The 26,054-nt window shown below is 65.9% G+C and carries 23 protein-coding genes; 13 read left to right on the top strand and 10 right to left on the bottom strand.

Annotated features, from left to right (window positions below):
* Nucleotides 1-12 precede the first annotated feature (12 nt).
* Complete coding sequence (locus ACZY0R_RS16890; protein ID WP_488859445.1) at nt 13-738, bottom strand: GntR family transcriptional regulator; 726 nt, start codon at nt 736-738, stop codon at nt 13-15.
* A 208-nt stretch (nt 739-946) separates the two neighbouring features.
* Here ACZY0R_RS16890 and ACZY0R_RS16885 point away from each other — a divergent pair, with 208 nt between their 5' ends.
* Both ACZY0R_RS16885 and ACZY0R_RS16880 read left to right on the top strand, forming a co-directional pair.
* Nucleotides 947-2,641, top strand: a complete 1,695-nt coding sequence (locus ACZY0R_RS16885) for a thiamine pyrophosphate-binding protein (RefSeq protein ID WP_488859444.1) — start codon at nt 947-949, stop codon at nt 2,639-2,641.
* Nucleotides 2,642-2,738: 97 nt separating this feature from the next.
* A complete protein-coding gene (locus ACZY0R_RS16880; RefSeq protein ID WP_488859443.1) occupies nt 2,739-3,737 on the top strand; it encodes a tripartite tricarboxylate transporter substrate binding protein in 999 nt (332 codons plus the stop codon).
* Between the two features lie 29 nt (nt 3,738-3,766).
* On the opposite strand, the gene ACZY0R_RS16875 is transcribed toward ACZY0R_RS16880, so the two are convergent.
* The 4 genes from ACZY0R_RS16875 to ACZY0R_RS16860 form a co-directional block, all read right to left on the bottom strand.
* Nucleotides 3,767-5,788 carry a sigma-54-dependent Fis family transcriptional regulator gene (locus tag ACZY0R_RS16875; protein ID WP_488859442.1) on the bottom strand — a complete coding sequence of 674 codons (2,022 nt, stop codon included), beginning with the start codon at nt 5,786-5,788 and terminating at the stop codon, nt 3,767-3,769.
* A gap of 354 nt (nt 5,789-6,142) precedes the next feature.
* Nucleotides 6,143-6,649 (bottom strand): acetone carboxylase subunit gamma, encoded by a 507-nt coding sequence (locus tag ACZY0R_RS16870; protein ID WP_045239753.1) that lies wholly within the window; start codon nt 6,647-6,649, stop codon nt 6,143-6,145.
* Nucleotides 6,650-6,709: 60 nt separating this feature from the next.
* Entirely contained in the window at nt 6,710-9,034 is a 2,325-nt protein-coding gene (locus ACZY0R_RS16865; protein WP_488859441.1) for a hydantoinase B/oxoprolinase family protein, read from the bottom strand.
* An 11-nt stretch (nt 9,035-9,045) separates the two neighbouring features.
* Nucleotides 9,046-11,190 (bottom strand): hydantoinase/oxoprolinase family protein, encoded by a 2,145-nt coding sequence (locus ACZY0R_RS16860; RefSeq protein WP_488859440.1) that lies wholly within the window; start codon nt 11,188-11,190, stop codon nt 9,046-9,048.
* Between the two features lie 392 nt (nt 11,191-11,582).
* Here ACZY0R_RS16860 and ACZY0R_RS16855 point away from each other — a divergent pair, with 392 nt between their 5' ends.
* Nucleotides 11,583-12,896, top strand: a complete 1,314-nt coding sequence (locus tag ACZY0R_RS16855; protein ID WP_488859439.1) for a hemolysin family protein — start codon at nt 11,583-11,585, stop codon at nt 12,894-12,896.
* A gap of 421 nt (nt 12,897-13,317) precedes the next feature.
* Entirely contained in the window at nt 13,318-13,449 is a 132-nt protein-coding gene (locus tag ACZY0R_RS16850; RefSeq protein WP_035861400.1) for an entericidin A/B family lipoprotein, read from the top strand.
* Between the two features lie 126 nt (nt 13,450-13,575).
* On the opposite strand, the gene ACZY0R_RS16845 is transcribed toward ACZY0R_RS16850, so the two are convergent.
* From ACZY0R_RS16845 to ACZY0R_RS16830, 4 genes are all read right to left on the bottom strand, one after another.
* Entirely contained in the window at nt 13,576-15,219 is a 1,644-nt protein-coding gene (locus tag ACZY0R_RS16845; RefSeq protein ID WP_488859438.1) for a phospholipase D family protein, read from the bottom strand.
* Nucleotides 15,220-15,317: 98 nt separating this feature from the next.
* Nucleotides 15,318-15,962 carry a bifunctional 4-hydroxy-2-oxoglutarate aldolase/2-dehydro-3-deoxy-phosphogluconate aldolase gene (gene eda / locus ACZY0R_RS16840; protein WP_045239748.1) on the bottom strand — a complete coding sequence of 215 codons (645 nt, stop codon included), beginning with the start codon at nt 15,960-15,962 and terminating at the stop codon, nt 15,318-15,320.
* A 103-nt stretch (nt 15,963-16,065) separates the two neighbouring features.
* On the bottom strand, nt 16,066-17,001 hold the full coding sequence (locus ACZY0R_RS16835; RefSeq protein WP_045239747.1) for a sugar kinase: 936 nt from the start codon (nt 16,999-17,001) through the stop codon (nt 16,066-16,068).
* Between the two features lie 72 nt (nt 17,002-17,073).
* Entirely contained in the window at nt 17,074-18,342 is a 1,269-nt protein-coding gene (locus tag ACZY0R_RS16830) for an amino acid deaminase (RefSeq protein WP_488859437.1), read from the bottom strand.
* A 149-nt stretch (nt 18,343-18,491) separates the two neighbouring features.
* On the opposite strand from ACZY0R_RS16830, the gene ACZY0R_RS16825 reads away from it, so the two are divergent.
* From ACZY0R_RS16825 to ACZY0R_RS16785, 9 genes are all read left to right on the top strand, one after another.
* Nucleotides 18,492-19,397, top strand: a complete 906-nt coding sequence (locus ACZY0R_RS16825; protein WP_441627878.1) for a MurR/RpiR family transcriptional regulator — start codon at nt 18,492-18,494, stop codon at nt 19,395-19,397.
* Nucleotides 19,398-19,399: 2 nt separating this feature from the next.
* Nucleotides 19,400-20,893 carry an N-acyl-D-amino-acid deacylase family protein gene (locus ACZY0R_RS16820; protein ID WP_488859436.1) on the top strand — a complete coding sequence of 498 codons (1,494 nt, stop codon included), beginning with the start codon at nt 19,400-19,402 and terminating at the stop codon, nt 20,891-20,893.
* A 115-nt stretch (nt 20,894-21,008) separates the two neighbouring features.
* Nucleotides 21,009-21,401, top strand: coding sequence for a RidA family protein (locus ACZY0R_RS16815; RefSeq protein ID WP_045239744.1), 393 nt, complete (start codon nt 21,009-21,011; stop codon nt 21,399-21,401).
* 117 nt (nt 21,402-21,518) lie between these two features.
* Complete coding sequence (locus ACZY0R_RS16810; protein WP_045239743.1) at nt 21,519-22,880, top strand: GntP family permease; 1,362 nt, start codon at nt 21,519-21,521, stop codon at nt 22,878-22,880.
* 256 nt (nt 22,881-23,136) lie between these two features.
* Nucleotides 23,137-23,466: a hypothetical protein gene (locus tag ACZY0R_RS16805; protein ID WP_045239742.1), complete on the top strand. Its 330-nt coding sequence runs from the start codon at nt 23,137-23,139 to the stop codon at nt 23,464-23,466.
* A 427-nt stretch (nt 23,467-23,893) separates the two neighbouring features.
* Complete coding sequence (locus tag ACZY0R_RS16800) at nt 23,894-24,064, top strand: hypothetical protein (RefSeq protein ID WP_488859435.1); 171 nt, start codon at nt 23,894-23,896, stop codon at nt 24,062-24,064.
* A 222-nt stretch (nt 24,065-24,286) separates the two neighbouring features.
* The gene (locus ACZY0R_RS16795; RefSeq protein ID WP_488859434.1) at nt 24,287-24,736 is read left to right on the top strand and encodes an HU family DNA-binding protein; all 450 of its coding nucleotides are present in this window, start codon (nt 24,287-24,289) and stop codon (nt 24,734-24,736) included.
* A gap of 83 nt (nt 24,737-24,819) precedes the next feature.
* The gene (locus ACZY0R_RS16790; RefSeq protein ID WP_488859433.1) at nt 24,820-25,062 is read left to right on the top strand and encodes an SRPBCC family protein; all 243 of its coding nucleotides are present in this window, start codon (nt 24,820-24,822) and stop codon (nt 25,060-25,062) included.
* Complete coding sequence (locus tag ACZY0R_RS16785; protein ID WP_488859432.1) at nt 25,063-25,308, top strand: SRPBCC family protein; 246 nt, start codon at nt 25,063-25,065, stop codon at nt 25,306-25,308.
* Nucleotides 25,309-25,357: 49 nt separating this feature from the next.
* Here ACZY0R_RS16785 and ACZY0R_RS16780 read toward each other — a convergent pair whose 3' ends face one another.
* Nucleotides 25,358-25,795 (bottom strand): universal stress protein, encoded by a 438-nt coding sequence (locus ACZY0R_RS16780; RefSeq protein ID WP_488859431.1) that lies wholly within the window; start codon nt 25,793-25,795, stop codon nt 25,358-25,360.
* Nucleotides 25,796-26,054: the final 259 nt, after the last annotated feature.

The raw sequence follows: 26,054 nt of genomic DNA, 5'->3' as shown, positions 1-26,054 counted from the left end.
GTAATCGCAGGTTCAACGCCCCGCGGCGGGCGCCTCCGGCGAGCGTGCGTCCTCGGCGGCATCCGGCAAGTAGATCCTCGCCAGCCCTTTGGTAATGGCTTCGACGATCTGTTCGCGCCGCAACGCGATATGCGCGCTGAGATAGCGCTCGCCCTCCTCCCAGTTCTGGTCCGCGAGGGCGCGCACGATCTCGGCATGTTCGCGCTGGGTGGAATCGCGGCCGATGTTCTCCATGTCGATCCACCGGATGAAGCGGATGCGCTCGTTGAGGCTGGCGAGCATGCGCCTGAGCTCGGCATTGCCGGCCATGGCGGCAATGCGCATGTGAAAACCCTCGTCGAGTTCGACCAGTTCGCGCACCGGCGTATCCGGCGGGACCGATTTGCTGCGATCGAGATAGGCGCCGATCTCCGCGATAGCGGCCGGCGTGGCTCGCGCGAACGCCAGGCGCAGGCATTCCCGCTCCACCGCGACACGGGCCTCGTACAGATCCAGCATTTCCTGGATTTCGAGCGGGCGGCGCATATAGCCGCGGCTCGATTCCACCAGGAAACCATCCGTGGCTAGCCGGGTAAGCGCTTCGCGCACCGGTGTACGGCTCACGCCCAGCCGCTCGGCCAGTTCAATCTCGTTGAGGCGCTCGCCAGGCCTGAGTTCATACGAAATCGCCATCTCCCGAAGCGTGGTGAACACGTCGGAGCCGCGTCTTCGCCTGACGGTGGAAATAGGCGTCTTCATGCTGTTGTCTGCTTCGCTTCGAAAGGATGGGCGCTGGATCATACCGCGTGCACGTGGCACGTCCGGCCCGGTGCTGCAATTTTAAGTATACTTAACTGTATTCTAATGGGTATCCTTTGCACATGCCTGCTCAACTGCAACGAAGACAGGCATGCGCCCGGCCCGCAACCAGGGCGGCGCGCGGCCCCTGGATTTGGAGATTCCCCGGATGACTAAGATGAATGGCGCCGAAGCCATGGTGCGGATGCTTCAACTCAACGGCGTGAAGCACGTCTTCGGCCTGTGCGGCGACACCAGCCTGCCCTTTTATGATGCCCTGGCGCGCCTGGACCACGGCATTGACCACATCCTGACCCGGGACGAGCGCAGTGCCGCCTATATGGCCGACGCCTATGCGCGCGTTACCGGCAAGGTGGGCGTTTGCGAAGGCCCGAGCGGTGGCGGGGCTACCTACCTGTTACCAGGGCTGGTCGAGGCCAATGAATCTTCCGTGGCCGTGTTGGGCATCACGTCGGACGTTTCGGTGGGTTCGCGCGGCAAATACCCGCTGACCGAGCTGGACCAGGAGGCACTCTACCGGCCATTGACCAAGTGGAATACCACCGTCGACCGTGCCGACCAGATTCCTGATGCGGTACGCGGCGCGTTCCGCGCCATGACCACGGGCAAGCCGGGTTCAGCCCATATCTGCCTGCCGTACGATGTACAGAAGCACGAGGTCGATGCCGCCGACGTCTGGGCCCAGCAGGGGCACGACCGTTTCCCCGCCATGCGCTACGCCCCGGATCCCGCGGAAATCGAGCGAGCGGCGCAAAAGCTGGTGGCAGCGCGCGCGCCGGTCATCATTTGCGGCGGCGGCGTGGTGATTTCCGGCGCCTGCGGTGAACTCGACGCGCTGGCCGTCATGCTGTCCGCGCCGGTCTGCACCACGGTCAGCGGCCAGGGCAGCCTGGCCGACACCCACCCGCTCAATGCCGGCGTGGTGGGCGCCAACGGCGGCATCATGGCGACCCGCGAGATCGTCGCCCAGGCCGATCTGGTGCTGTTCATCGGATGCCGGGCCGGTTCGACCACCACCGAACACTGGCGCTTTCCCGCCCGCAGCGTGCCGATCCTGCATATCGATGCCGACCCGATGGTGATCGCGGCCAATTACCGGACCGAGGTCGGCATGGTGGGCGACGCGCTGCTGGCCTTGCGCGCGCTGAACGCTGCCGTGCGGGACCGCCTTGCGCATCGTCCGGAGGACGCCGCCGACGGCGTGGCGCTAGCTGGCGCGGCGCGTGCCGCCAAGCTGGCCGCGTTCGCCCCCCTGGCTGCATCGCACGATACGCCCATCAAGCCCGAGCGCGTGGTCGATGCACTCAACCGCCTCCTGCCCGACGATGCCATCGTGGTCGCCGACCCCGGTACGCCATGCCCGTACTTCTCGGCCTACTACAATGCCAGCCGGCCCGGCCGCCACTTCATCACAAACCGGGCGCATGGCGCGCTGGGCTTCTCCATGTCGGCGGGCATCGGCGCCATCGTCGGCCGCCCCGGCGCCACTGTCGTCTCGGTGATGGGCGATGGCAGCTTCGGCTTCACCTGCGGCGAGATGGAAACCCTGGTGCGGCGCAAGATCCCGCTGAAGATGATCGTGTTCTCGAACTCGGTCTACGGCTGGATCAAGGCCAGCCAGAAAGCCGGCTACGACAAACGCTATTTCTCGGTGGACTTCAATCGCACCGACCACGCCCGGGTGGCCGAAGCCTTCTGCGTGAAGGCCTGGCGGGTGGAGGATCCCGCTTTGCTGGATGCGGCCATCCGGGCTGCGCTGGAGCATGATGGCCCGGCGCTGGTCGATGTGATTTCACAGGAGTTGCAGGACACCGCCGCGCCGGTGAGCCAGTGGATGGGCTGAGGCACAGGGCCGGGGAGCGCGGCCGCCGGCCAGGAAGGACCGCGCACAAGAAGTCACGGACGCCATCAGACGCCAACAGACCAAGGGAGAGGTATTCATGCTTTGCCTACGTGTAGCATCCGTCAACCGACGCGCGCTGGTTGCCGGCGTCGCGCTCCTGGCCTGCCTGCTGCCGCTGGCCACCCGGCCCGCGCTGGCGGACAGCGCAACGCCGCTGAAACTGGTCGTGACCTTCCCGCCCGGCGGCAGCACCGACATCGCCGCGCGGATCATCCAGCCCAAGCTGGCCGAGGCTGCCGGCAGGCCGGTGGTGATCGAGAACCGCCCTGGCGCCGCCAGCCAGCTCGCCACCCAGTACGTGGCCCGCTCCGCCCCGGACGGCAACACCGTGCTGGTGAGCTTCGACACCCACGCCATCAATCCGATCGCCAAGTCCAAGCTGCCCTATGACACCTTCAAGGACTTCGTCGGCGTGACCCTGGCGGTACGGTTCCCGCTGGTCATCGGCGCCTCGCCCACCGTGCCCGGCAAAGACCTGCGGGCCTTCCTGGACGCCGCCCGACAGGCGCCGAACAAATACAGCTACGCCTCCACCGGGCTTGGCTCGATGAATCACCTGGTCGCCGAGGACCTGAAGCGCCAGGCCAGCGTCGAGTTGCTGCATGTCCCCTATGCCGGCGGCGGGCCCGCCGTGCAGGCCGTGCTCGGCAATGTGTCAAGCCTGACGCTGCTGAGCTATGCGGCGCTCAAGGGCCAGATTGCCGCAGGCAAGATCAAGCCGCTGGCCGTCACCGGCAACCAGCGGCTGCCAGACCTGCCCGATGTTCCGACCGTGGCGGAATCCGGCTTTCCCGGCTTCGAGGCCTATTCCTGGATCGGCATTTTCGCCCCGGCCGGCACCCCGCCGGCGACGGTGCGCAAGCTCACCGAAGCGTTCCAGGCCGCGCTGGCGGACCCTGAAACGCACCGCAAGCTGACCCAGGCGGGTTTCGAGGTCGTGGCCAGCGATGGCCCGGCGCTGGACCGCTACGCCCGCGACCAATACGAACGCTGGAACGCCTTCGTCAAGAAAGCCAGCCTGAAACTGGAGGACTGAAGGTGCGGAAAGCGGTGAGAATCGCCGCCCTATGTCACCCTGCCGCGCGTTTCGCTCAGGGCCGCGCTCAACCCGTATTTGCGGATCTTCTGGTACAGCGTGCTCTTCGCGATGCCAAGGCGCGACGCGGTCCTGGTCAGGTTGCCGCCGCTGTACGCCAGGGCCTTGCGGATGGATTCCGATTCGGCCATTTCCAGCGAGCACACCGTTTCGGGCACGCTGCCGGCAAGGCCCTTGGGCAAGCTGGCGGCGCCAGGCATGCCCACCGCGCTGATTTCGAGCGGCAGCTTGTCCATGGTGATCACGCCGCCTTCGGCCATCAGCAAGGAGCCCTCCAGCGCGTTGCGCAATTCGCGGATATTGCCCGGCCAGTCGTAGGCCAGCAGGCACCGGTAAGCGTCGTCGTCGAACGAGGCCACCGGCAGGCCGTAGCGCTCGCATAGCTGTCCCAGCCAGTGCGTGACCAGGGCCGGGATATCGTCCTTGCGCTCGCGCAACGGCGGTATCGCGATATTGGTCACGGCGATACGGTAGAACAGGTCCATGCGGAATTTCCCCGCGGACACATCGTCACGCAGGTTCCGGTGGGTGGCGGCGACCAGGCGAAAGCTGACCTTGCGCGGTGTGTTCTCGCCCAGCCGGTAAATCTCCCCCTCTTCCAGCACGCGCAACAGGTGCGGCTGGATATCGAGCGGCATTTCCCCGATTTCGTCCAGAAACAGCGTTCCCCGGTTGGCGGCCTCGATCTTGCCGGGCGCGCCCGATTTGCGTGCCCCGGTGAACGCGCCCTCGGCATAGCCGAAGAGCTCGCTGGCGAGCAGGTCCCGCGACAGCCCCCCGCAATTGAGCGCCACGAACGGGCCATCCGCGCAAGCGCTGGCCTGGTGAATCCCCTGCGCAAACAGTTCCTTGCCGACACCCGTCTCGCCCAGCAGCAGTACAGGCACCCTGGACGGCGCCAGGTGCTGCGCCTTCTCCACGGCGGAGCGCAAGGCAGCGCCGCTGCCTACGATCCGGGAAAACGCCGGGGCCAGGCCCGGCCGGGCGGCCGGCACGCCGGCAGCACCCGTTGCAAGACGATGCGGCGCGGCAGGGATCACCACCACGAAACCCAGCATCTCACCGTTGTCGCGGATCGCTTCGAAGCGGGTCAGGCGCAGCCATTGGGGGAGTGGTCCGGAGCCCGCGCCCGCCGCACGGGCGTCCAGGCCGGGGACGGAAAACGCGCTGTTCAGCGCCGTGCTCACACCCAGCCGTGCCAGCGCCCCTGGCGCCTGCGGATTGGCCTTGACCAGGCGCCCGCCCGCATCGAGGACAAGCACGCCATCACTGCGCACCGAGGCAAAATGGCTCATGCAGCGATCCAGCAGGCGCAGGCGGCGCTCCATGGCCAGCTTGGCCAGCCGGCTTTCGATACGGCCGGCCAGCGACACCGTCAACGCCAGGCTATGCCGGCTGTAGGTCTGCGCCAGGCCGGACACATCGATCACCCCAAGCACGCCACCGTCCAGCGGATCGCGGATGACCGTGGCCGAGCAGGTCCAGCGCTTGATGCCGGCGCAGAAATGCTCGGCGCCGTGAATTTGCACGGGCTGTTGCAAGGCCAGCGCGGTACCGATGGCATTGGTCCCGCAGTTGAGCTCCGTCCAGTCGCAGCCGGGAATCAGGCCCACTTCCCCGGCCGGCTCGACGATGCGCATATCGCCCTCCTGCTGGAGGATCATCCCGTCGGGATCGGCCAGCAGCATGATCGTGCCGGTCTGGGAGAGAAACTCGCGGGTCTGCTGTATCAGCGGCAGGCTGGCGCTGAGCAGGCGATCGTTCTTCTCCCGCCGGGCTCTCAGGGCACCTTCGTCAAGCGGTGGCGGCGCGGCGCCAGCACCGGGATCGACCTGGCCCACCAGACAGCGGCGCCAGGAATCGTCGACCACGCAGCGCAATTCTCCGGCACTCGCCTCACCGCCGTCGATCAAGTGTTCCCAGGCGGACATGATGCTGGCGTCGTGGTCGGGATGAGAAAACCAATCCATCGGTGTGCCGGCTTCTTGCATTCCGTGTCTCCTTGCGGGGCCCGCTCGATGCGGGCTCGGATGGCCGGTTCGCCGGCTCGTTCTCTTGTCTTATCTGCTTTGCGGGACCAGAGCCCGCTTCCTGCATGCTACTCCCGACGCTGCCGCCAAAGCCAGCCGGGACTTGCCTACGTCGTGCAAGTTCCAGGCCACGCGCCAGCCACCAGCCACGCGCCCTGCCGGGCCGCGCGCGCGCCGGATCGTCCGCCAGCGACCGGCCGAAAACGAAACGGCCGTCCGAAAATCGAACGGCCGCCAGGCCTTCCGCCCGGGGACGGCTGATCCGTCCCCGGGCCAAAAAGTGGACAAGTAATTACTTCTGCGCCGATGTGCGCATCAATCCACGCGCTCCGGCAGCGGCAACTTCACCCAGTCCGTGTAGAACGCCTCGATATCCGGCTCGAAGTCGTGGATCACCGGATACCACGGCGTGGGGGCTTCCACGTCGTGCATGGTCCCGCATTTCGGGCAGTAGTACTCGCGGTACACCTGCCATTGGGTATCCGGCGCCATCAGTTGCGGATAGACCTCGGCCATGGCTTCGTCCGTATCGCGCACATAAACGTTGGCGTGCAGCTTCCAGTTCTCCCGATAGTCGCAGAAGACATGGCCGCAGTCACATTGCGTCACCCATTTCCTGGTCTTGGCTTGCTGCACGATAAACATGTGCGGGCTCAGCGGCAGCACGATGCGATCGTCCCAATCGAGCTTCTTCTGCAGTGCTTCCACATAAAGCTGGAAGCGCGCGGCATCCTTGGGCATCGACAGCATGCGCAAGGTGGTGTCCCAGTCGAGCTTGCCGTCGACCAGGTTCTTGACCTGTTCACTGGTGTAGGTGGACATATTGAATCCTCTCTGGTGGCGTATTGCCTGATGTCTGTGTTCGCTGGCGTGGGCCGGGCTTCATTCCTCGACCAGCACGACGGTGTTGACGTCGGGCATCTTGGACAGGTCCATGCGGTACTTGGAGCCATAGGTCGGCACGTCCAGCTCGTCCTCGGTCAGTGTCCACGAGTCCGGCAGATCCCAGAACGTGCGGAACTGCTGCTCGAACTTCTTCGACAGACCGAAACTGGTGGCGAACATGTGCTGCACCTGGGTCGAGGCGTGCTTGACCAGGATCCGCTCGCGCTCGCCCTTCATCCATTCCTGGACGGGCTGCGAGCGCGCCAGGCGCTGGTTACGGATCTCGACGCGCAGCAGAGCCGTTTCGCTGGCATCCACCTTCCAGATGCCGTTGCCATCCCTGGTCGCCACGGCGCCGTAGACCTTCTGCGCGTACTCCGGCAGCAGCAAGGCGTTGTTCAGGTCCCGCTCGATGGCTTCCGCCTCGCGGTCGAGCGGGTCGCCGAAGCCCGGGCCACCGCGCAGGTAGTTCAGGTACAGGTCGTAGTTGTCGTAGCAGTCCTCGGTGGTCATGCACTGCTGGTCGCGCTTGACCACCGCGCCGGCGTTGAGGTGGTTCTCGTAATCCGGCAGGTCCGGATTGGCGTCGCCGCCCAGCGGCAGGCTGTCGCCGGCGGCAATGCGCTCCTTCAGGCCGGTCTTGTGGGCCTCGAAGCGGTAGCCGGTGGCGGCCGGATAGCCGCCCATCAGGCCCCAGTCGCTGTTCATATAGCCATTGCCCATGAAGAACATGGTCCAGTCCTGCGCTTTCCACACCATGCGCAGCGTCTCGAAACCACAGCCGCCCCGGTACTTGCCGTAGCCGCCGGAATTGGCCTTGGCGTTGCGCCCCAGGTAGAGCAGTGGCTCGGCCATTTCCCAGATCTCGATGTCGCCCATGTCGCCTTCCGGGTTCCAGATCGCCGCGGCATGATTCAGCCCATCCTTGATGGCGCTGGCGCCGGTGCCGCACGAAGACGCCTCGAAACTGTTGACCGCGTGGATCTCGCCGTCCTGGTTGATGCCGCCGCCCTGCAGCCAGTTGGAGGTGTTGGCGTTGCCGGCATTGACCTCTTCCAGGTAGCCACGGCTGAAGTAGGCCTGCGAGAGGCCGCGCCACATCGCGCTCCAGCCTGAGACCAGGAAGTGCCAGGCATAGGCATGGCCAGTGCGGCGGTCGTCCGGGTTCATCCAGGTACCCTTGGGCAGATGGAATTCGGTACCGAAGTAAGCGCCGTCGTTGATGCGCTGCGTGGGCACCAGGGTCTGGGTCATCATCACCCAGATGCCGCTGGTAAAGGCCACCTGGTGCGCGTTGTACGAGTGCCAGCCCCAGCGGCTCGCGCCCTCGAAATCCAGCCGCCACGAGCCGTCCTTGCGGATTTCCATTTCCACAGGCGAATGCATGATCGAATCGAGCTTGGCGAAAGCCGACGAGGTCTGCACGTCCGGATGGTTGTATGGCACATCGACGAAGGCGACCTTGCGGTATTTGCCGGGCAACGTCATCGCCTTGATGCGCGTCTGCAGGCCGCGCCGCCCTTCCTCGATCACCTCGTAGGAGAACTCTTCGTAGGCTTCCAGTCCTTCGTCCTCGATCACTTCTTCGATCAGGTCACGGATCATGTGGCAGCCCGCAATGCGGGTACGCTCGTCCAGGATCCAGTATTTCGGCGTGCGTACCGAGCGCTGGCTCTCATGCAGCCAGTCGCGCAACGGCGTGTCGTTCACCCCGGTCTTGCGGCAAGTGATCATGTAGCCGTCGCCGAAGCGCTGCACCTGCCCGGTCGACATCGATCCCGGTGTCACCGCGCCGGTATCGATCACGTGGGTCACGCCGCCCACCCAGCCCACCAGCTTGCCGTGCGCGAAGATCGGCACGATGGTGGCGATGTCGCAAGGATGGACGTTGCCGATCGAGCAATCGTTATTGGTGAACATGTCGCCGGGATGGATGCCGGGATTGGCCTCCCAGTTGTTCTCGATCATGTATTTGATCGCCGCGCCCATCGTGCCGACGTGGATGATGATCCCGGTCGAGGTCAGCACGCAGTCGCCTGCGGCATTGTAGAGCGTGAAGCACAGTTCGCCCTCCTGCTCGACGATCGGGCTGGCGGCGATCTTCTTGGCGGTTTCGCGTGCATGCACCAGGCCGCCGCGCAGCTTGGAGAAGAGCTTTTCGTAGCGGATCGGGTCCCGCTCGCGGAATTCAAGGCGCGTGAGCCCGTTGTAGTGGCCGGTTTTAGCGGTGCGCTCCAGGATGGCGTCGCGGAACTGCTTGAGCGTTTCGCCGGTCTTGAGCAGGTCGGCGAGGCCGACTTCCTTGCTGGACATCATGTTCATGGCGTGTCTCCTTACTTCACTTCTTTGAGGTGGAAGAGGCGATGCTTGTCGAGCGTGGTGGCAAAGCCCTCAGGCACCACGAAGGTGGTCGCGTCCGACTCGATGATGGCCGGTCCGGTAATGATGTTGCCGGGCTGCAGCGCCTCCATCTTCCACAGCACCGCGTCGCGCCACTGCTTCTGGCGGTACAGCGGGCGCGTTCCCAGGCGGGCTTGCGCAGGCGGTTTCGGCCCGCCTTCCGGGTCTTCCGGCAGCACCGGTTTCTGGGTAATCACCATGCCGCGCATGATCGCGCCGGTGACGGAGAAGCCCAGTTCCGGCGAACGCGCCGAGCTGGCGTACACCCTGCCGTAGGTTTCCTCGAAGGCATCGACGATCTGCTCCCAGTCCCCGGCTGTGGCGGCACTGACGATAGGCGAGCTGATTTCCAGGTCGTTGAGCTGGCCCATGTACTGCATGCGGTAGCCGGGGCGCAGGATCACGTCTTCGGGCTTGAAGCCGTTGATCTTGAACTCCTCGATCACCTTGGCGGCCAGGTCCGACCACGCCTTCTGGATGGTCTGGGCCGCCTGGGCCTTGTCCGCCTCGGCGGCGTCCTGCGGCAGCGCCAGGTCGACGCTCTTGTCATAGCGGTATTCGAAGTCCGCGCAGGCGCAGCCGAATGCCGAGAAGCCCGCCGCCCACGCCGGCACGATCACGTCCTTGAACCCCAGCCCTTCGGTGTAGCCATAGGTATGGACCGGCCCTGCCCCGCCATAGGAGAAGCAGACGAACTCGGTCGGGTTGTAGCCCTTGGCGCTTACATTGGAGCGCAGGTACTCGCGCAGTTGCAGGTCGAGCAGTTCGATCACGCCCGCTGCCGCATCCTCCACCGACAAACCCAGCGGATCGGCGATCTGCGCCTTGATATGCTGGCGCGCCCGCTCGACGTCCAGCTTGATGGCGCCGCCAAGGAAGTTGTCAGGATTGAGGTAGCCCAGCACCACATGGCAGTCGGAAACCGACACCGTGTCCAGCCCGCTCTCCGGCCAGCACGTACCGACGCGGTATCCCGCGCTGTCCGGACCGAGCTTGATGGCGCCGCTGTAGGGATCGAGCCGCACGAAGCTGCCCGCGCCGGCGCCCACCGAGTCCATCGTCACCAGCGGCAGCGACAGCACCAGCCGCGCCATGTCGGGATCGGCGGCAATGGCAAAGTTGCCCTTGGTGATGAGCGCCATGTCGAACGAGGTGCCGCCGATGTCGGAACAGGCGATATTGTCGTAGCCCAGGGTCTCGCCCAGCAGCTTGGAGCCGATCACGCCGCCGATGGGGCCGGAGACGATGGTGCGCGCCAGTTCCTTGGCCTTCCAGCTAATGGTGCCGCCGTGGGTGGCCATCACCCGCAGGTCGAATTTGGCGCCGTGCTTCCTGAAACGGTCGCTGACCTTCTTGAGCGTCTGCCGCGAGGGCTCGGCCGCGTAGGCTTCGAGCACCGTGGTGTTCATCCGGTGGCTTTCCTTGCGCTGCGGGTAATAGTCCACCGAGGCGAACACGGGGATATCGGCGCCCAGTTTCTTGAGTTCCTCGCGCACGATGTCGCGCGCTTGCTGCTCGCTGGTGCCGTTCTTGTGGGACTGCAGGAAACAGATCACGATGGCCCTGGACCCGGCCGCCACCAGTTCGCGCGTCGCCTGGCGCACTTCGTGTTCGCGCAGCGGGATGACGATCTCACCCTGCACGTCGGTGCGTTCGGTCACGCCGCGGGTACGCGACAGCGGCACCAGCGGTTCGTCGTAGCGGTGCGTGTTGAGATGGATACGCTCCTCCAGCGCGTAGCCCAGGTAGCTCTGGATGGCCCGCCCCATCGAATGGACGTGCTCGAAGCCTTTGTTGACCATCAGGCCCACGTCCAGCCCCTTGCGCTGCACGACGCGGTTGAGCATCGCGGTGCCCGAGTACACGCAGGTCAGCAGTTCGGGATACACGTCGTCGACGCCGCGCTGCCAGTGCGCAAGCGCGTCCTCCGAGGAGTTGAAGATGGCCAGGGATTCGTCTTCCGGGTTGCTTTGCGCCTTGCCGACGACGAACCGTCCGTCGGCGCGCACAAAGAAGGTGTCGGTCATCGTGCCGCCGGCGTCGATGCCCATCACCTGGACTTGTGATTGCACTTCCATATCCTTGTCTCCTTGCTTTGACAGCGTTCACGGCAGCTGCCAGGCAGCGCCGTTGCCAGACGCACCGCGTGGCACGGTGGTCCGGTGTCTGTATCGCAACCGCTGTGCCAGCCAGCGGAGACAAGCGTTTTTTCTTTTTATATCAATGGGATATCGAATATTCCCGGGCTCCGGAAAGTGGGAACAAGCGACTTGCACCGTCTCGAACGTCGTGAATTCGAACGGCGCATCGTTCGGTTTTCGCGCTGCGCGGAGGGCGGTGCCTCGTTCGGCGCAAAGTACCGCCGGGAGATGAGTAAGCCACTCTGCGCAAGGCCGGAAGCGGTCCTGACACACAGCGATGTTATGCTTTGGGCCTCGATAACTCCTGCGCGCACAGGGCGCGCACCCTGATGGAAATTGCCATATTACTGGCGCTGATTCTGATCAACGGCCTGTTCGCGATGTCCGAAATCGCCCTGATGACGGCTCGCAAGGCCCGCCTGCAACGGCGCATCGAAGAAGGCGACCGCGGCGCCATCGAGGCGATCAAGCTGGGCGAAGACCCCACCCGCTTCCTCTCGACCGTGCAGATCGGCATCACCTCGATCGGCGTGCTTAACGGCGTGGTTGGCGAGTCCACCCTGGCCCAGCCGCTTGGTGTGTGGCTGCAAGGCCTTGGCTTGCAGGAGTCGACCGCCGGTTACGTGGCAACCATCATCGTTGTGGCGGGCCTGACCTACTTTTCCATCGTGCTTGGCGAACTGGTACCGAAGCGTCTCGGCCAGATGGCGCCGGAAACCATCGCCCGCCTGGTGTCACGCCCGATTTCCTTCCTGGCGCTGGCCTCCACGCCCTTTGTCAAGCTGCTCTCCAGCTCGACCCGGCTGGTGCTGCGCATGCTTGGCGTCAAGAGCGGCCGTGGCCCGGCCGTCACCGAAGAAGAGATCCATGCGCTGCTGGTGGAAGGCTCGGAGGCAGGCGTCATTGAGCAGCACGAGCACACCATGGTGCGCAATGTGTTCCGCCTCGACGACCGCCAGCTCACCTCGCTGATGGTGCCGCGCGGCGACGTGGTCTGCCTGGACGTGGAAGTCCCGCTGGAAGAAAACCTGCGCCGCATCGAGGAGTCCGATCACTCGCGCTTCCCGGTGGTGCGCGGCGGCATGCACGACATGCTCGGCGTGGTCAGCGCGCGCCAGTTGCTTGCGCGCCGCCTGCGCGGCGAGCCCACCGACCTGGCCGCCGTGGTGCAACCTCCGGTTTTCGTACCTGAGAGTGTGACCGGCATGGAATTGCTGGAGAATTTCCGCATCTCGGGTGGCCAGATCGCCTTCGTCATCGACGAATACGGCGAGGTGCTGGGCCTGGTCACGCTGCAGGACCTGATCGAAGCCATCACCGGCGAATTCAAGCAGGACGGCACCGGCGAGGAATGGGCGGTGCAGCGCGAGGATGGCTCCTGGCTGCTCGATGGCCTGATTCCCATCCCCGAGCTGAAAGACCGCATTGGCCTGCGCCACGTGCCGGAAGAGGACAAAGAGCGCTACCACACGCTTTCCGGCATGTTGTTGCTGTTGCTGGGCCGGCTCCCGCAAACCGGCGACACTGTGCGCTGGGCCGACTGGAAGTTCGAGATCGTCGACATGGACGGCAAGCGCATCGACAAGGTATTGTCCTCGCGCGTGCCGCCCGAGGACGGCGCCGACGCCGAAACCACCGGCTGATCACCCTGCCCGCCGGGCCTGGCGGGTTCCGCGCCGCGCCTGCCGAACCGGGCCTGGTTACGCCAGGCGCCGGATTCGACCTCCGTCAAGCCCCTGCGAATCCGCACTATCCCTGTATCCGCGACCCTTCGAGCGGCGCCTGCCGTGCCGTATGATCTGGCTGTGCCGTGCAAAGCTACCTGCTGGCCCAGCTCTTCCCGGCCCAGTGGCTGGCGCAGACACATGCGGCCATCTGCGCCCGTGCGAGCGAGCTGCTGGCGTAGGCAGGCCGCCCGTGCTGCTGCCGCCTCCCCGGAATGCGGCATCCCGCCGCACGTTTCGCCGGGCACGAACGGTTACAAAATGACATGCATCGCGCTTCAATAGTGCCCAGCGACAACGGTAGAATTGCGGCGAATTCAATGATCGAAAGGAGTCTGGCGTGAAAAAAGGATGGATCTTCTGCATTCTGTTTGCCACCTTGCTGGCTGGCTGCAACACCATGGCCGGGCTCGGCCAGGATATTCAGAAGGGCGGCCAGAAACTCGAAGGCGCGGCGGATCGCAGCAAGTAGGATGCGTCGACGGCACCGGCTCCGGTGCCTGGCGGGAGTGGGCCTGGCGTTGCGCCACCGGCCCGTCGCTACCCTCCGCCGCCTCGCACGTCATCCCCGGCATGACCGGCCAGCGCGCCGGGGGTGTTACAGCAGCTGCTCCGGCGTGAAAGGCGCGAGCACGTCGATCCATGTGCGCTTCGACCAGCTGGTATCCGGCTCGGTATCGAACACCACCGCCTTGTCTCCCTTGCCATCCACCCATTGCACCGCGCCCTGTCCGGACAAGCGCAGCAGGTAGCTGTTGTCATCGATCGCCCCGGCAAATAGCTGCGCGACTTGCTGCGCCAGCTTCGGGCTGTGGACGATCAGGCCAGTCTCGGTGTTCTGGCTGGCCGAGCGGGGATCGAAGTTCATCGACCCCACGAACAGGTTAGTACGGTCCGCGACCGCGGCCTTCACATGCAGGCTGGCCTGCGACGACGTGTAATCCCCGATGATTTTCTGCGGCCGGCCGGGTCGCGACTTGAGCTCATGCAGCTCCACGCCCGCGCGCAGCAGGTCGGGCCGGTAACGCCGGTAGCCGACGTGGACGATGGGCGCATCGGTGGCGGCCAGAGAGTTGGTCAGCACGCGCACTTTCACGCCGCGCTTGACCAGCTCCGCCATCCACGCCACCCCGCGGTCGCCAGGGATGAAGTATGGCGAGATCAGGATGATCTCCTGGTTCGCCCCGCTGAGCATGTGGCCCAGTTCTTCACCCATGGTCTTGCTGGCAGCGGGCTCCTGGTCCGGCGACGCCTTGCTCGGCGCATCCACCATCACGCTGGCGGATGCCCATTCGAGCGCAAGCTTGCCGCCGCCCGCGAACTGGCGCCCAAGGAAGCTGGCGCGTGCGTCGATTGTGCCGGGCGGCGTCATGCCCTGTGCCTCGATGCGCTTGCGCTCGGTTTCCGCGTCGACCAGGGTCTGCCCGGGCCGGGCCGCGCTGGCGGCCGCGTCCGCCGTCTCGGCCGGGCTCGCGAGCGTTTCCACCGATACCGCCAGCGGGTTGTTCCAGTATTGGTCAAAGGCAGCGGAGAGCCGGCGCACGGCAGGCCCCGCCGCGATCACGTCGAGATCGACGAAATTGGTATCCGGTGCCCTCAGGAAATAGGCGTTGCCGATGTTGCGCCCGCCGGTCATGGCCAGTGCGTTGTCGGCGATAAACGCCTTGTTGTGCATGCGCCGGTTCAGCCGCCGGACGTCGGTGGCGGAAGAGAGCATCCGCGTGAACTTGGAGAAGCGCCCCGCCGGGAAGGGGTTGAACATGCGCACTTCGATATTGCGATGTCCCGCGAAGCGCAGAAAGGCCCGGTCCTTGCCATCGCCGTGCAGGTCATCGACCAGAACACGCACACGCACGCCCCGCTCGGCGGCTGCCCGCACGTGGCGCAGGATTTCGCGGGAGGATTCGTCGGCCTCGATGAGGTAGTACTGGAGATCCAGCGTGCGCGTGGCATGGTTCGCCAGCGAAATCAGGGTGCCGTAGGCTTCCTCGCCGGAGGCGATCACGTGGAAGCCAGACAGGGCCGGGTCGGGCGAGCCTTCCGCGACCAACCGCCCCAGGGCGGTGGTGGCAGGGTCGGACAGGGCGGCGGTTTGCTCGCGAGGAACAGGCGGTGGCAGGCTGGCGCAGGACTCGGCAAACAGGACCAGCGCGCAAACCAGCGCGCGGCGCAGCCGGCGGGCCCGGCTTCCCGCGGAGCTTGCCGCGCTACCCGCCGCCTTTCCCGCCAATCGCGCAAACATGCTGCCTCCAGCAGTCCGGATAAGGCAAGCTTAGAACCTGGCGAGGCAGCGTGCTATCCGCCTTTGTCCGACGCCCCAGGCAGGCGGGCAGGCGGGCGTCAGGCGGTCTTGCGCAGCGCCGCAGCCTCCTGCGCCAGCGTACGCACCCGCGCCCAGTCGCCCTTGGCCACGGCGTCCTTGGGTACCACCCACGAGCCGCCCACGCACACCACGTTGGGCAGAGCGAGATAGCTTGGCGCACGCGCGAGATCGATGCCGCCGGTGGGGCAGAAGCGCAACTGCGCGAAAGGACCGTAGAGCGACTTGAGCATCGGCACCCCGCCCGACGCTTCCGCCGGGAAGAACTTCAGGAACTTGAAGCCGGCCTCCATGGCCGCCATCGCTTCGCTGGCGGTGGCCACGCCAGGCAGCAGCGCCACGCCGGCGCCCTGCGCAGCCACGGCCAGTGCCGGCGTGAGCCCGGGCGAGACCGCAAATTGCGCGCCGGCATCGCCTACGGCCTTGAGGTCCGCCGCCGTCAGCACCGTGCCCGCGCCCACGCAGGCCTGCGGAAACGCTGCCGCCACGGCCTTGATGGCGTCCAGCGCCACGGGCGTGCGCAGCGTGATCTCCAGCACCGGCAGGCCGCCGCCGACCAAGGCTTCGGACACATGCAGGGCTTCGTCGACGGAAGAAAACTCGAGCACCGGGATCACCGGCACGTTAACAAGGCGTTCGATCAGCGAGGGAGATTGAGTTTGCATGGCAGTTGGTGTTCGGTAAGGTCGGACGATGGGACTTGGCGCTTGGGGTTGCAAGCCTGCCTGCCCGGCCGCCCGTTGGGCGGCGCCGGGCGCCAGGGTGGTATCAGGCAATTACGGAAACCGACTGGGCCATTCGCGCCAGCACGGTTTCGATAAACGGGATCGGCGCCACGGCGCCGTAGCCGGTGGTGGAGAGCGCGGCCGCCACGTTGGCATAGCGCGCGGCCTCGAAGGGATCGTCGCCAGCGGCCAGGCGAGCGACGAAACTGCCGCCGAAGCAGTCGCCGGCGCCGGTGGCGTCGAGCGGGCGCACCGGGTACGGCGGCACCAGCGAGCGGGCTTCGGGCGTCGCCACATAAGCACCCTCCTCGCCCAGCTTCAGCGCCACCAGCCCGATGCCGCAGCCCAGCAGGTAGTCGACGATGGCGTCGCGGTCGTTGAGACCGGTCAGCACCGTGATGTCGTCCCAGCTGGGCAGGCATACGTCGGTGAGCGCAAAGGCCTCGCGCATGATGCCGCGTGCGCGTGCCAGCGTCCAGAGCCGCAGGCGCAGGTTGGTATCGAGCGAGACCTTGCAACCCGCCTTGCGCGCGTGCTCCATTGCCGCCAGGCCGGCGTCGCAGGCATTGGTGCTGATCGCCAGGCTGATGCCGGACACATGCAGGTAGCGCGCCTCAGCGATGGCGTGGTGCGGCAGGTTCTCGTGGCTGTAGTGGCTGGCCGCGGAGCCGCTGCGCAGGTAGTCGAAGCGGTGGCCGTGCGCGTCGTGGGTGACGAAGTACACGCCGGTCGGCGCGCCGGCGTCGATGCGCACGTGGCGGGTATCGACCCGCTCCTGTGTCCATAGCGCCAGCAGCCGTTCGCCGAAGGTGTCCTCGCCCACCGCGCTGATATAGCCGGTATGCGCGCCCTGCCGCGCGGCCGCGATGCAGAAGTTGGAAGTGTCGCCGCCAAACCCTTGCAGGTAGCGCGTGGGATCGTCGGGCTGCTGGTTGAACTCAACCAGTGCTTCGCCGAAAGCGAGAATGTCGATGCTCATGGTGCAAGCGTCCCCTGTCGTTGCTGCTCGTTGCTGTCGTTGCTGCTCGTCACTGCTGCCTGCGATGCCGCTTCAGAAAAACGTCTGCACGAGGTCGATCACGCGCAGGTCGCCGTCGAGCACCGGGATATGGCGCCATTTGTCGAAGGTAAGGCATGGATGCGAAATATCAAAGGCAACCATGTCGCCGACCTTGAGATCGTCGCCCGGCCGGATCTGCAGGTATGCGTGCTGGTCCATCATGCCGGTGACTTCCCAGTGCACGGGCACGGGCACCGGGGCCTCCGTGCCGGGGCGGTACACCTGGGCGGGCAGCGGCATGCCGGCGTCGAAGGCGGCATCGCGCTTGCCCATGCCGATGATGGCGCGGTCGGGCTCGGGAATCGACTGCACATAGGCCCACAGCTGCAACGCCGGGAGCAGGCCCTCGCGCATCTTCTGCGCGACCGGGTTGCTGGCCAGGATGCGTTGCTGCGCGGCCCGGTAGATGCCGACGTCGTGCGTGAGGTAACAGCCGGGGCGCAGCACGATGTCGATCGGCGTGCCGATGTCGGTGCGGGCGAACTCCTCCGCCACCACGTCGTACCAGGCCGAGCCCGCGCCGGACATCACCACCGGGTTGCGGCCGAAACGCCCCGCCGCGGCCAGTTCGCGCGTCACCGCGACGGTGCGTTGCAGGAACTCGCGGATGTCGGCCTCTTCCTTCAGCACCCCTTCGTAGATTTCCACGCCGGCCAGCGACAGCACGCCGGGCCAGCGCGTCAGCGCCGCCAGCACGGCCTCCTGCTGCCGCGCGTCGCGCACGCCGGTACGGCCGCCTGTCACGCCTAGCTCCAGCAAGACCTGGAGCTGCTGCCCGCGGCCACTGAAATAGGCGCCGAGCTGGTCCACCAGTTCAGGCGAATCCACCAGCGTAAAGAACTCGAAATCCGGATCGCGCAGCAGGTCGGCCACGATTTCCATATTGCGGCGGCCAACCAGCTGGTTGGCCATCATCACGCGCCGCACGCCGTGCGCATACGCGGCGGCGGTCTGGTGCGCGGTGGCCAGGGTGATGCCCCAGGCGCCGGCGGCAAGCTGGCGCGCGAACAGCTTGGGCGCCATGGTGGTCTTGCCATGCGGCGCCAGCTGCACGCCGTACTCGCCCATGAAGCGGCGCATCCACTCCAGGTTATGCACCAGGCGCTCTTCATACAGCACCGCCGCCGGCAGGCTCAGGTCTTCGGCCAGCAATTTCCAGCCTACCTGGCCAGCGTCATCGGGCGCCAGCGGCGCCTCGAGCTTGCCCAGCGCCTTGTTGAGCGGATCGATCGTGCCGGCTTGGTACTTTATTTCACGCATGCTGCCATCATCCTGAAAAATTCCGATTGACGTAATGATAGCCTTGAAATTACGATATTTCACCCTTGTTATAAAGTAACATTCAAAGCTGGCTCCGGGGCGACATTGGCCCGATGGAACCGCTTGCCTCCACCACCGACCTGCCAACCATGTCCGCGCCCTTCGACATCCTGACCCGCATTGCCGAGCGTGGCCCCACGCTGCGCCTGGCCGAGCAGAAGGTCGCGCAAGTGATCCTGCAGGACCTGGCAGGCGCGGCGGCCACCAGCATCAACGAACTGGCGCGCCAGGCCGGGGTGAGCGAGGCCAGCGTGACCCGTTTCGCCAAGGCCATCGGCTGCCGCGACGTGCGCGATCTGAAGCTGCGCCTGGCGCAAGCCACCGCGGTGGGCCAGCGCTTCCTGCAGGCGGAAGTCGCCCGCGCGGCGGAGCCGTCGCCGGCCACGCTGGCCGACAGCATTCATGCGGATATCCTGGACTCACTTGAGGTCAACCGCAAGCTGATCGACCCCGACCATATGGAGCGTGCGGCGCGCCTGTTGCTGGAGGCGCGCATGGTCTACGCTTTTGGCATGGGTGGCGGCTCGTCCTTCATGGCCGACGAGGCGCGTTACCGCCTGGCCCGCCTGGGCCGTCCCGTGGCCAGCTACCAGGACGCGCTGCTGCAGAAGATGGTGGCGGCCACCTTGCAAAAGGACGATGTCGTGCTTGCCTTCTCCGCCACGGGCAATGTGCCCGAGATGCTGGCCAGTTGCGATATCGCCCGCGAATACGGCGCGAAGCTGGTCGCGGTGACCGCGCTGGGCTCGCCGCTGGCGGCACGCGCCGACGTGCTGTTGCCGGTGCGCACGCTGGAAACCGATTTTATTTTCAAGCCCTCGGCCTCGCGCTACGCGATGCTGCTGGTGATGGACGTGCTGGCTACCCAGCTCGCCCTGCTCCAGCAGGACCAGAGCCAGGAGCAATTGCGGCGGCTCAAGTACGTGCTCGACGCGCACCGCGGCAACACTGCCGGACCGGATGCCCCGGAAAGCCGCCAGCCGCTCGGAGACTGACCATGCCTGAACTGTTTGACACCCTGATCCGCGGCGCGACCCTGCTCGACGGCTCCGGCGCCGAAGCGCGCCTGGCCGACGTGGCGCTGCGCGCCGGGCGCATCGCCCGCATCGCCATGCTCGAGGACGGTGCCGACGGCATCGATCCCGGCAGCGCCGCGCATGTGGTGCAAGGCGAAGGGCTGGTGCTGGCCCCTGGCTTTATCGACGTGCACACGCACGACGACACCAATGTGGTACGCCAGCCCGAGATGACGCCCAAGCTGTCACAGGGCGTCACCACCGTGATCGTCGGCAATTGCGGCATCAGCGCGGCGCCCGTCGCGCTGCGCGGCGAGCCGCCCGACCCGATGAACCTGCTGGGCACCGCCGACGCCTTCCGCTATCCCGATTTCGGCGCCTATGCGCAAGCCGTGCAGGCGGCGCAGCCGGCCGTCAACGTGGCGGCCCTGGTCGGCCATACCGCGCTGCGCAGCAACCATATGGACCGGCTGGACCGCACCGCCACCGCGGCCGAGATCGCCGCCATGCGCGCGCAGCTTGAAGAAGCGCTCGACCATGGCGCGCTTGGCCTGTCCACCGGGCTGGCCTACGCCAATGCGTTCTCCGCCACCACCGACGAAGTGCTGGCGCTGGCCGAACCGCTGGCCCGCGCCGGCGCGCTCTATGCCACCCACCTGCGCAGCGAGTTCGCCGAGATCCTGGAAGCGATGGACGAAGCCTTCCGCATCGGCCGGCACGCGCGCGTGCCCGTGGTGATCTCGCACCTGAAATGCGCCGGCGTCGACAACTGGGGCCGCAGCGCCGAGGTGCTGGACACGCTGGAGCGGGCCCAGCGCTGGCAGCCGGTGGGATGCGATTGCTATCCCTACACGGCCAGTTCCTCCACGCTCGACCTCAAGCAGGTCACCAGCGATTTCGACATCATGGTGACCTGGTCCGAACCGCACCCGGACATGGGCGGCCGGCTGCTGGCCGACATCGCCGCCGAGTGGGAGCTCAGCCTGGAAGACGCCGCGCGCCGCCTGCAGCCGGCCGGCGCGGTCTATCACTGCATGGAAGACGCGGACGTGGACCGCATCCTGAGCCACCCCGCCACCGTGGTGGGCTCCGATGGCTTGCCCAACGATCCCCTGCCCCACCCGCGCCTGTGGGGCGCCTTTCCGCGTGTGCTTGGCCATTACGCGCGCGATCGCGAGCTGTTCCCGCTGACGGTAGCGATCCACAAGATGACGGGGCTGTCGGCCGAACGCTTCGGCCTGACCGAACGCGGCTTCGTGCGCGAAGGCTACTGGGCGGACCTGGTCCTGTTCGACGCCGCCACGATTCGCGATGCGGCCAGCTTCACCGACCCCATGCAACCAGCCGAGGGCATCGCCGCGGTGTGGGTCAACGGCGAGCTGTCGTGGCAACAGCGCCGGCCCACCGGCACGCGCGCGGGCCGCTTCCTTGCACGCGGCAAGCCCGCTGGGGCGAACGCCGCAACGCCACAGTAACGAGGCCGCGCGGCCGGCAACCCGCGCGGTGAATCCCGGCCGCGCTCCCGCCCCGCGTGGCCAGCAATAAACCCAATCTGCAATCTGCAATCTGCAATCTGCTTCAGGAGTTCCCATGGATATCAAACGATTTGGCGTCGAAGGCGGCGCCGGCACCGGTGGCCAGCACATGCCCTTTGCCCGTGCCGTGCAAGCCGACGGCTGGCTCTATGTGTCCGGCCAGGTGCCGATGGTGGCCGGCGAGGTGATCGACGGCGGCATCGTGCCCCAGACCCACCAGGCCATCAAGAACGTACTGGCCATCCTGGCCGAAGCCGGCTACGGCACCGAGCACATCGTGCGTTGCGGCGTCTGGCTGGACGACGCGCGCGACTTCGCCTCCTTCAACAAGATCTTCAAGGAGTACTTCGGCGCCAACCCGCCGGCGCGCGCCTGCGTGCAGTCGAGCATGGTGGTCGACTGCAAGGTGGAAGTGGACTGCATCGCCTACAAGAAGCCGACGGCCTGAACCCAGGCCAGCCTGCCACGAACAACCTGAACCGGCCGCCGCCAGCGCGGCCCTTTTCATAGCGGACGCGGGGGAGCCCCGCCGGGCCACCGGCGGACCCCGCACAAAGGAGACAATATGGGCGCCGTAACCGGAACCACACTCTTGCTTTACGCGCTGATCGCCGTGATCGCACTGGTCGTGCTGATCGCGAAGTTCAAGCTCAACCCCTTCATCACACTGGTCGTCGTGTCGGTGCTGCTCGGCTTTGCCGTGGGCATGCCGATGGGCGACATCGTCAAATCGTTCGAGGCCGGCGTGGGCGGCACCCTGGGCCACATCGCGCTGGTCGTGGGCCTGGGCACCATGCTCGGCAAGATGATGGCCGAATCCGGCGGCGCCGAACGCATCGCGCGCACGCTGATCGATGCCTTCGGCGAGAAGAACGTGCACTGGGCCATGGTCACCATCGCCTTTATCGTCGGCTTGCCGGTGTTCTTCGAGGTGGGCTTCGTGCTGCTGGTGCCGATCGCCTTCAACGTGGCCAAGCGCACCGGGACCTCCATGGTGCTGGTGGGCATCCCGATGGTGGCAGGCCTGTCGGTGGTGCACGGGCTGATCCCGCCGCACCCCGCCGCGCTGCTGGCGGTGACCGCCTACAAGGCGGACATCGGCAAGACCATCATGTACGCGCTGATCGTCGGCATCCCCACCGCCGCCATCGCCGGCCCGCTGTTCGCCAAGCTGATGGACCGCTACGTCAAGCTGCCGGATATCAATCCGCTGGCCGACCAGTTCACCGAGGAGGACGAGAGCGTCAAGGCATCACACCAGTTGCCCGGCTTCGGCATCACGCTGTTCACCATCCTGCTGCCCGTGTTCCTGATGCTGATCGGCAGCTGGGCCGATGTCATCAGCACGCCCAAGACCTTTTTCAATGATTTCCTCAAGCTGATCGGCAACTCGGTGATCGCGCTGCTGATCGCCGCGCTGGTGAGCTTCTACACCTTCGGCAAGGCCCGCGGCTTCAACCGGGAGAACATCCTGAAGTTCACCAACGAGTGCGTGGCGCCCACCGCCATCATCACGCTGGTGGTCGGCGCCGGCGGCGGCTTTGGCCGCGTGCTGCGCGATTCGGGTATCTCCAACGCCATCGTCGACGTGGCCACCGGCGCGCATGTGTCGGTGCTGCTGCTCGGCTGGCTGGTCGCGGTGCTGATCCGCATCGCCACCGGATCCGCCACGGTAGCCATGACCACCGCAGCCGGCATCGTCGCGCCGATCGCCGCCAGCGTGCCGGGCACCCGGCCCGAACTGCTGGTGCTGACCACGGGCGCCGGCTCGCTGATCCTGTCGCACGTGAACGACGGCGGCTTCTGGCTGGTCAAGGAATACTTCAACATGACCGTGGCCCAGACCTTCAAGACATGGTCGGTCTGCGAAACCCTGATCTCGGTGATCGCGCTGCTGCTGACCCTGGCGCTGGCCACGGTGGTCTGACCCTCCGCGGGGCGGCAGCCACGGAAAAAGGGGAGGCGCTCGCCGTGCGCCTCCCCTTTTTTCATGCCCCGTGCCCCGGTGCCAGTGGTGCCGGCCGGAGGATTCCGTGCCGCGATGTGCTATGGTGTGCACCGCACCAAATCGCTGGGCGCCGAGGCCTTTCCTGCTCATGATTGTCACAAATCTTTCATATTTGGAGGCAGGCCCCGCTTCTGCCCCAGCGATAGAATCGAGCCCCAACCGGAGGAAAAGAACTATGCCCAAAAAGCTCAGGAAGACCGAGGAAGCCGTGCCGGCCACCACTACGGCGCCAGGCCTGATCGCCCTGCTCGACCATATCGCCAACGCCACCGCCCAAGGCCAGCTCGACCCCGAGTTCGCCCGCAAGCTGGGCAAGCGCGCCCGCAAGGAGGCCGACGCCCTGATTGAAGACCAGGCCTTCTCCGCCGCCCACGGCGCGCAGATCAGGGCAGCGCTGACCACGCTGGAAGCCGCGGTATCCGATAGCGAAGGCGGCCTGCTGGGCAAAGCCGTCAAGCGGCTGCGCGACGCCGACAAGCGCGCGGCGGAAGCGCCCGCCAAGTAAGGCGTCTTTCCTGCCGCGCCAATGGCGTGCACATACTGCGCCGCCGCGCGTGGTTGCCAGGCGCGTAACCGGATCGCGCATTGCCTGGTATGGGTGTACTGCATGCGCGCCTTAGCTCCCATCCGATGCGGAGCGTGCCGCCGGCTCATCGCAGCGTCGATGCAGGACAGCAAAGCGCCGGGTCTCGCGCGCGCCGTAAACCGGGATGGCGAAATCGTCCTCCTCAAGGGCTACGGGGTGCGCGACACCCAGACGCACGCGCCCCGAAACCATCGCCTTGCGCCAGGGGCCACTGGACTTACCACGCCGGACAAGTCAGAACAGGCCTACGTCAATCTCCGCAATCCTCCGATAGCCCGCAGCGGACCCGCCGACTAAATTGCTCCTATGCCGCGACGGTTCGCTGCGCTTTGCAAGGAGCTGCCTCATGTCGTTCGCGCTCTACCTGGTAGGACTGCTGCTGCTCGTCGGCGGCATTGCGTGGAGTCTCGTTACAGCAGGTGTGGCACAGGTCTATGTGGGCATCGTGTGTATCATCGCCCTCGGCCTGGGCATCATGGGAGCAGTTTCGCGTACGCGTACCAAAGATCCATCGTAGGCTCAGCAGTGCTTGCCCGGAATCGCGGTCGCCGCATCGGCCTCGGCTGCCTGGCGCTTGCCGCCAGCCTGCGTGGCGGCGCTGGCGGCACCGGCAATTAGCGCGCCGCGCGCCGCGCCGATGGCGCGCGTTTGGCATGCGCCGCGCGGAGTGCTATGCTCGCCGCGCGCCTGCTGCCGTCGGCAGCAGGCGGCAATTCAACGAACACAAGATTCAAGACCCATGGCTACCAAAGCAAATGCTGTCGTAAAGACCACCGCCAAGCCTGCCGCCAAGAAGGCAGCGCCGGCAAAGAAAGCGGCACCGGCAAAGAAGGCCGCGCCGGCCAAGAAGGTCGCAGCAGCCGCACCGGCGGTGAAGCCCCTGAAGGACACCTTCAACAAATCCAGCCTGGTCGCCCACCTGGTCGCCCAGACCGAACTGGATGCCAAGACGGTCAAGACCGTGCTGGCCCATCTCGAGAACACGGTGCTCAGCGCTGTCCACAAGAAGGGCGCCGGCGAGTTCACCCTGCCGGGCCTGCTCAAGGTCGTCGCCACCCAGGTGCCCGCCACCAAGAAGCGCTTCGGCAAGAACCCCTTCACCGGTGAAGACCAGTGGTTCGCCGCCAAGCCGGCAACCGTCAAGGTCAAGGTACGCCCGATGAAGAAGCTGAAAGACGCCGCACTGTAAGCCGTGCCGGCCTGTTGAACGAGGGGAGCCCGCGCGGCTCCCTTTTGTTTCCGCCAACCGCTATCCGCAATCGGGCACAGGTTATGAAGATCAAATCCGAGTGGATTTTCGATTGCGAGCCGCGGCATGTCTGGCCGCACTTCCTGCATGCGCGCATGGATACGTCGCGCCCGCTGCTGTTCTGGTTCGGAATTCCCAAGCCAGTGAGCTGCCGGGTCCTGGAAGGCACCGCTGCGGTCGGGAATACGCGCCAATGCACCACGGACCGGGGCACGATCAACCAGCGCATCCTGCAGCTGGAGCCGGACCGGCTGCTGCAGTACTAGATGCGGGAAAGCACCGTCTGGTGCCGCGCCTGGGTTGGCAAGCTGGTCGACACCTTCACCCTTGAATCGCTCGGCGATGGCCGGACCCGGGTCCGGCGCACGACGGAATTCGAAGCCAGAGGCTTGCTGAAGATGCTCAGGCTGGTCGGTCTGTGGGCAGCGTTAAGGCAAGCCCATGCCTATGCAGCGAAGAACTGGAGGCGGCTCGCGCAGGACAGCGTGAGCGAAGGAATCGGTACCCACTGAGCTGCTTGAAGGCGGTGCGCTTCAGGCGCTGTCAACCGGGCACGATCCCTCAACGATACACAAGAACCGGGATCGTGCCATGCGTCAGGACCTTCTGGGTTTCGCTGCCGATCAGCAGCCCCTGAATGCCAGATCGGCCGTGCGAGGCCATGACGACAAGGTCGCAGCCCCGCTCCTCCACCGCCCGGAGAATCGCCTCATAAGGATGGTCGCCGGTTACACAGACCGTTTCGCACTCCACCCCTGCTTCCTTCGCGGCTTGCGCGATCACTCCCAGGTATTGCTCTGCATGGTGTTCAGCCCTTTGGGCAAAGCGCTCCTGCGCATCCTCGAGCATGTCGGCTCGATGGGTAAAGACACGGAACTCGGGAATGACGTGAATGCCCGTAACCTTCGCACGGAAGTCCCTGGCGACCATCATCGCCATTCTGACGGCGGTTTCGGAGAGTGGGGATCCGTCCGTGGGTACCAGAAGATGCTTGAACATAGCTGCCTCCTCGCGACTAGGACGAGCGGCGTTGCGTAGCGCGGACCTGCCTATGGCTGCGAGTATGGCAGGACCCCATAAACATGCCCGCCTTCATTGCTGTGAACGACAACGAAGATGGGCACATTGCTGTGGCGAGAGCTGATGACGGTGGGCAATCTTATCCATCCCTTGCGCGCCGCATGACGGGCACTTGCGCATAACCCGGGGTGTGACAGGCGCGGTCATGATTCCCTCCGGTTGGTCAGGTGAGCGTCTA

It is taken from the genome of Cupriavidus sp. F041 (genome assembly GCF_057814235.1).
The sequence above is the reverse complement of the archived record's forward strand: the minus strand, read 5'-3'. Positions and strand labels throughout refer to the sequence as shown.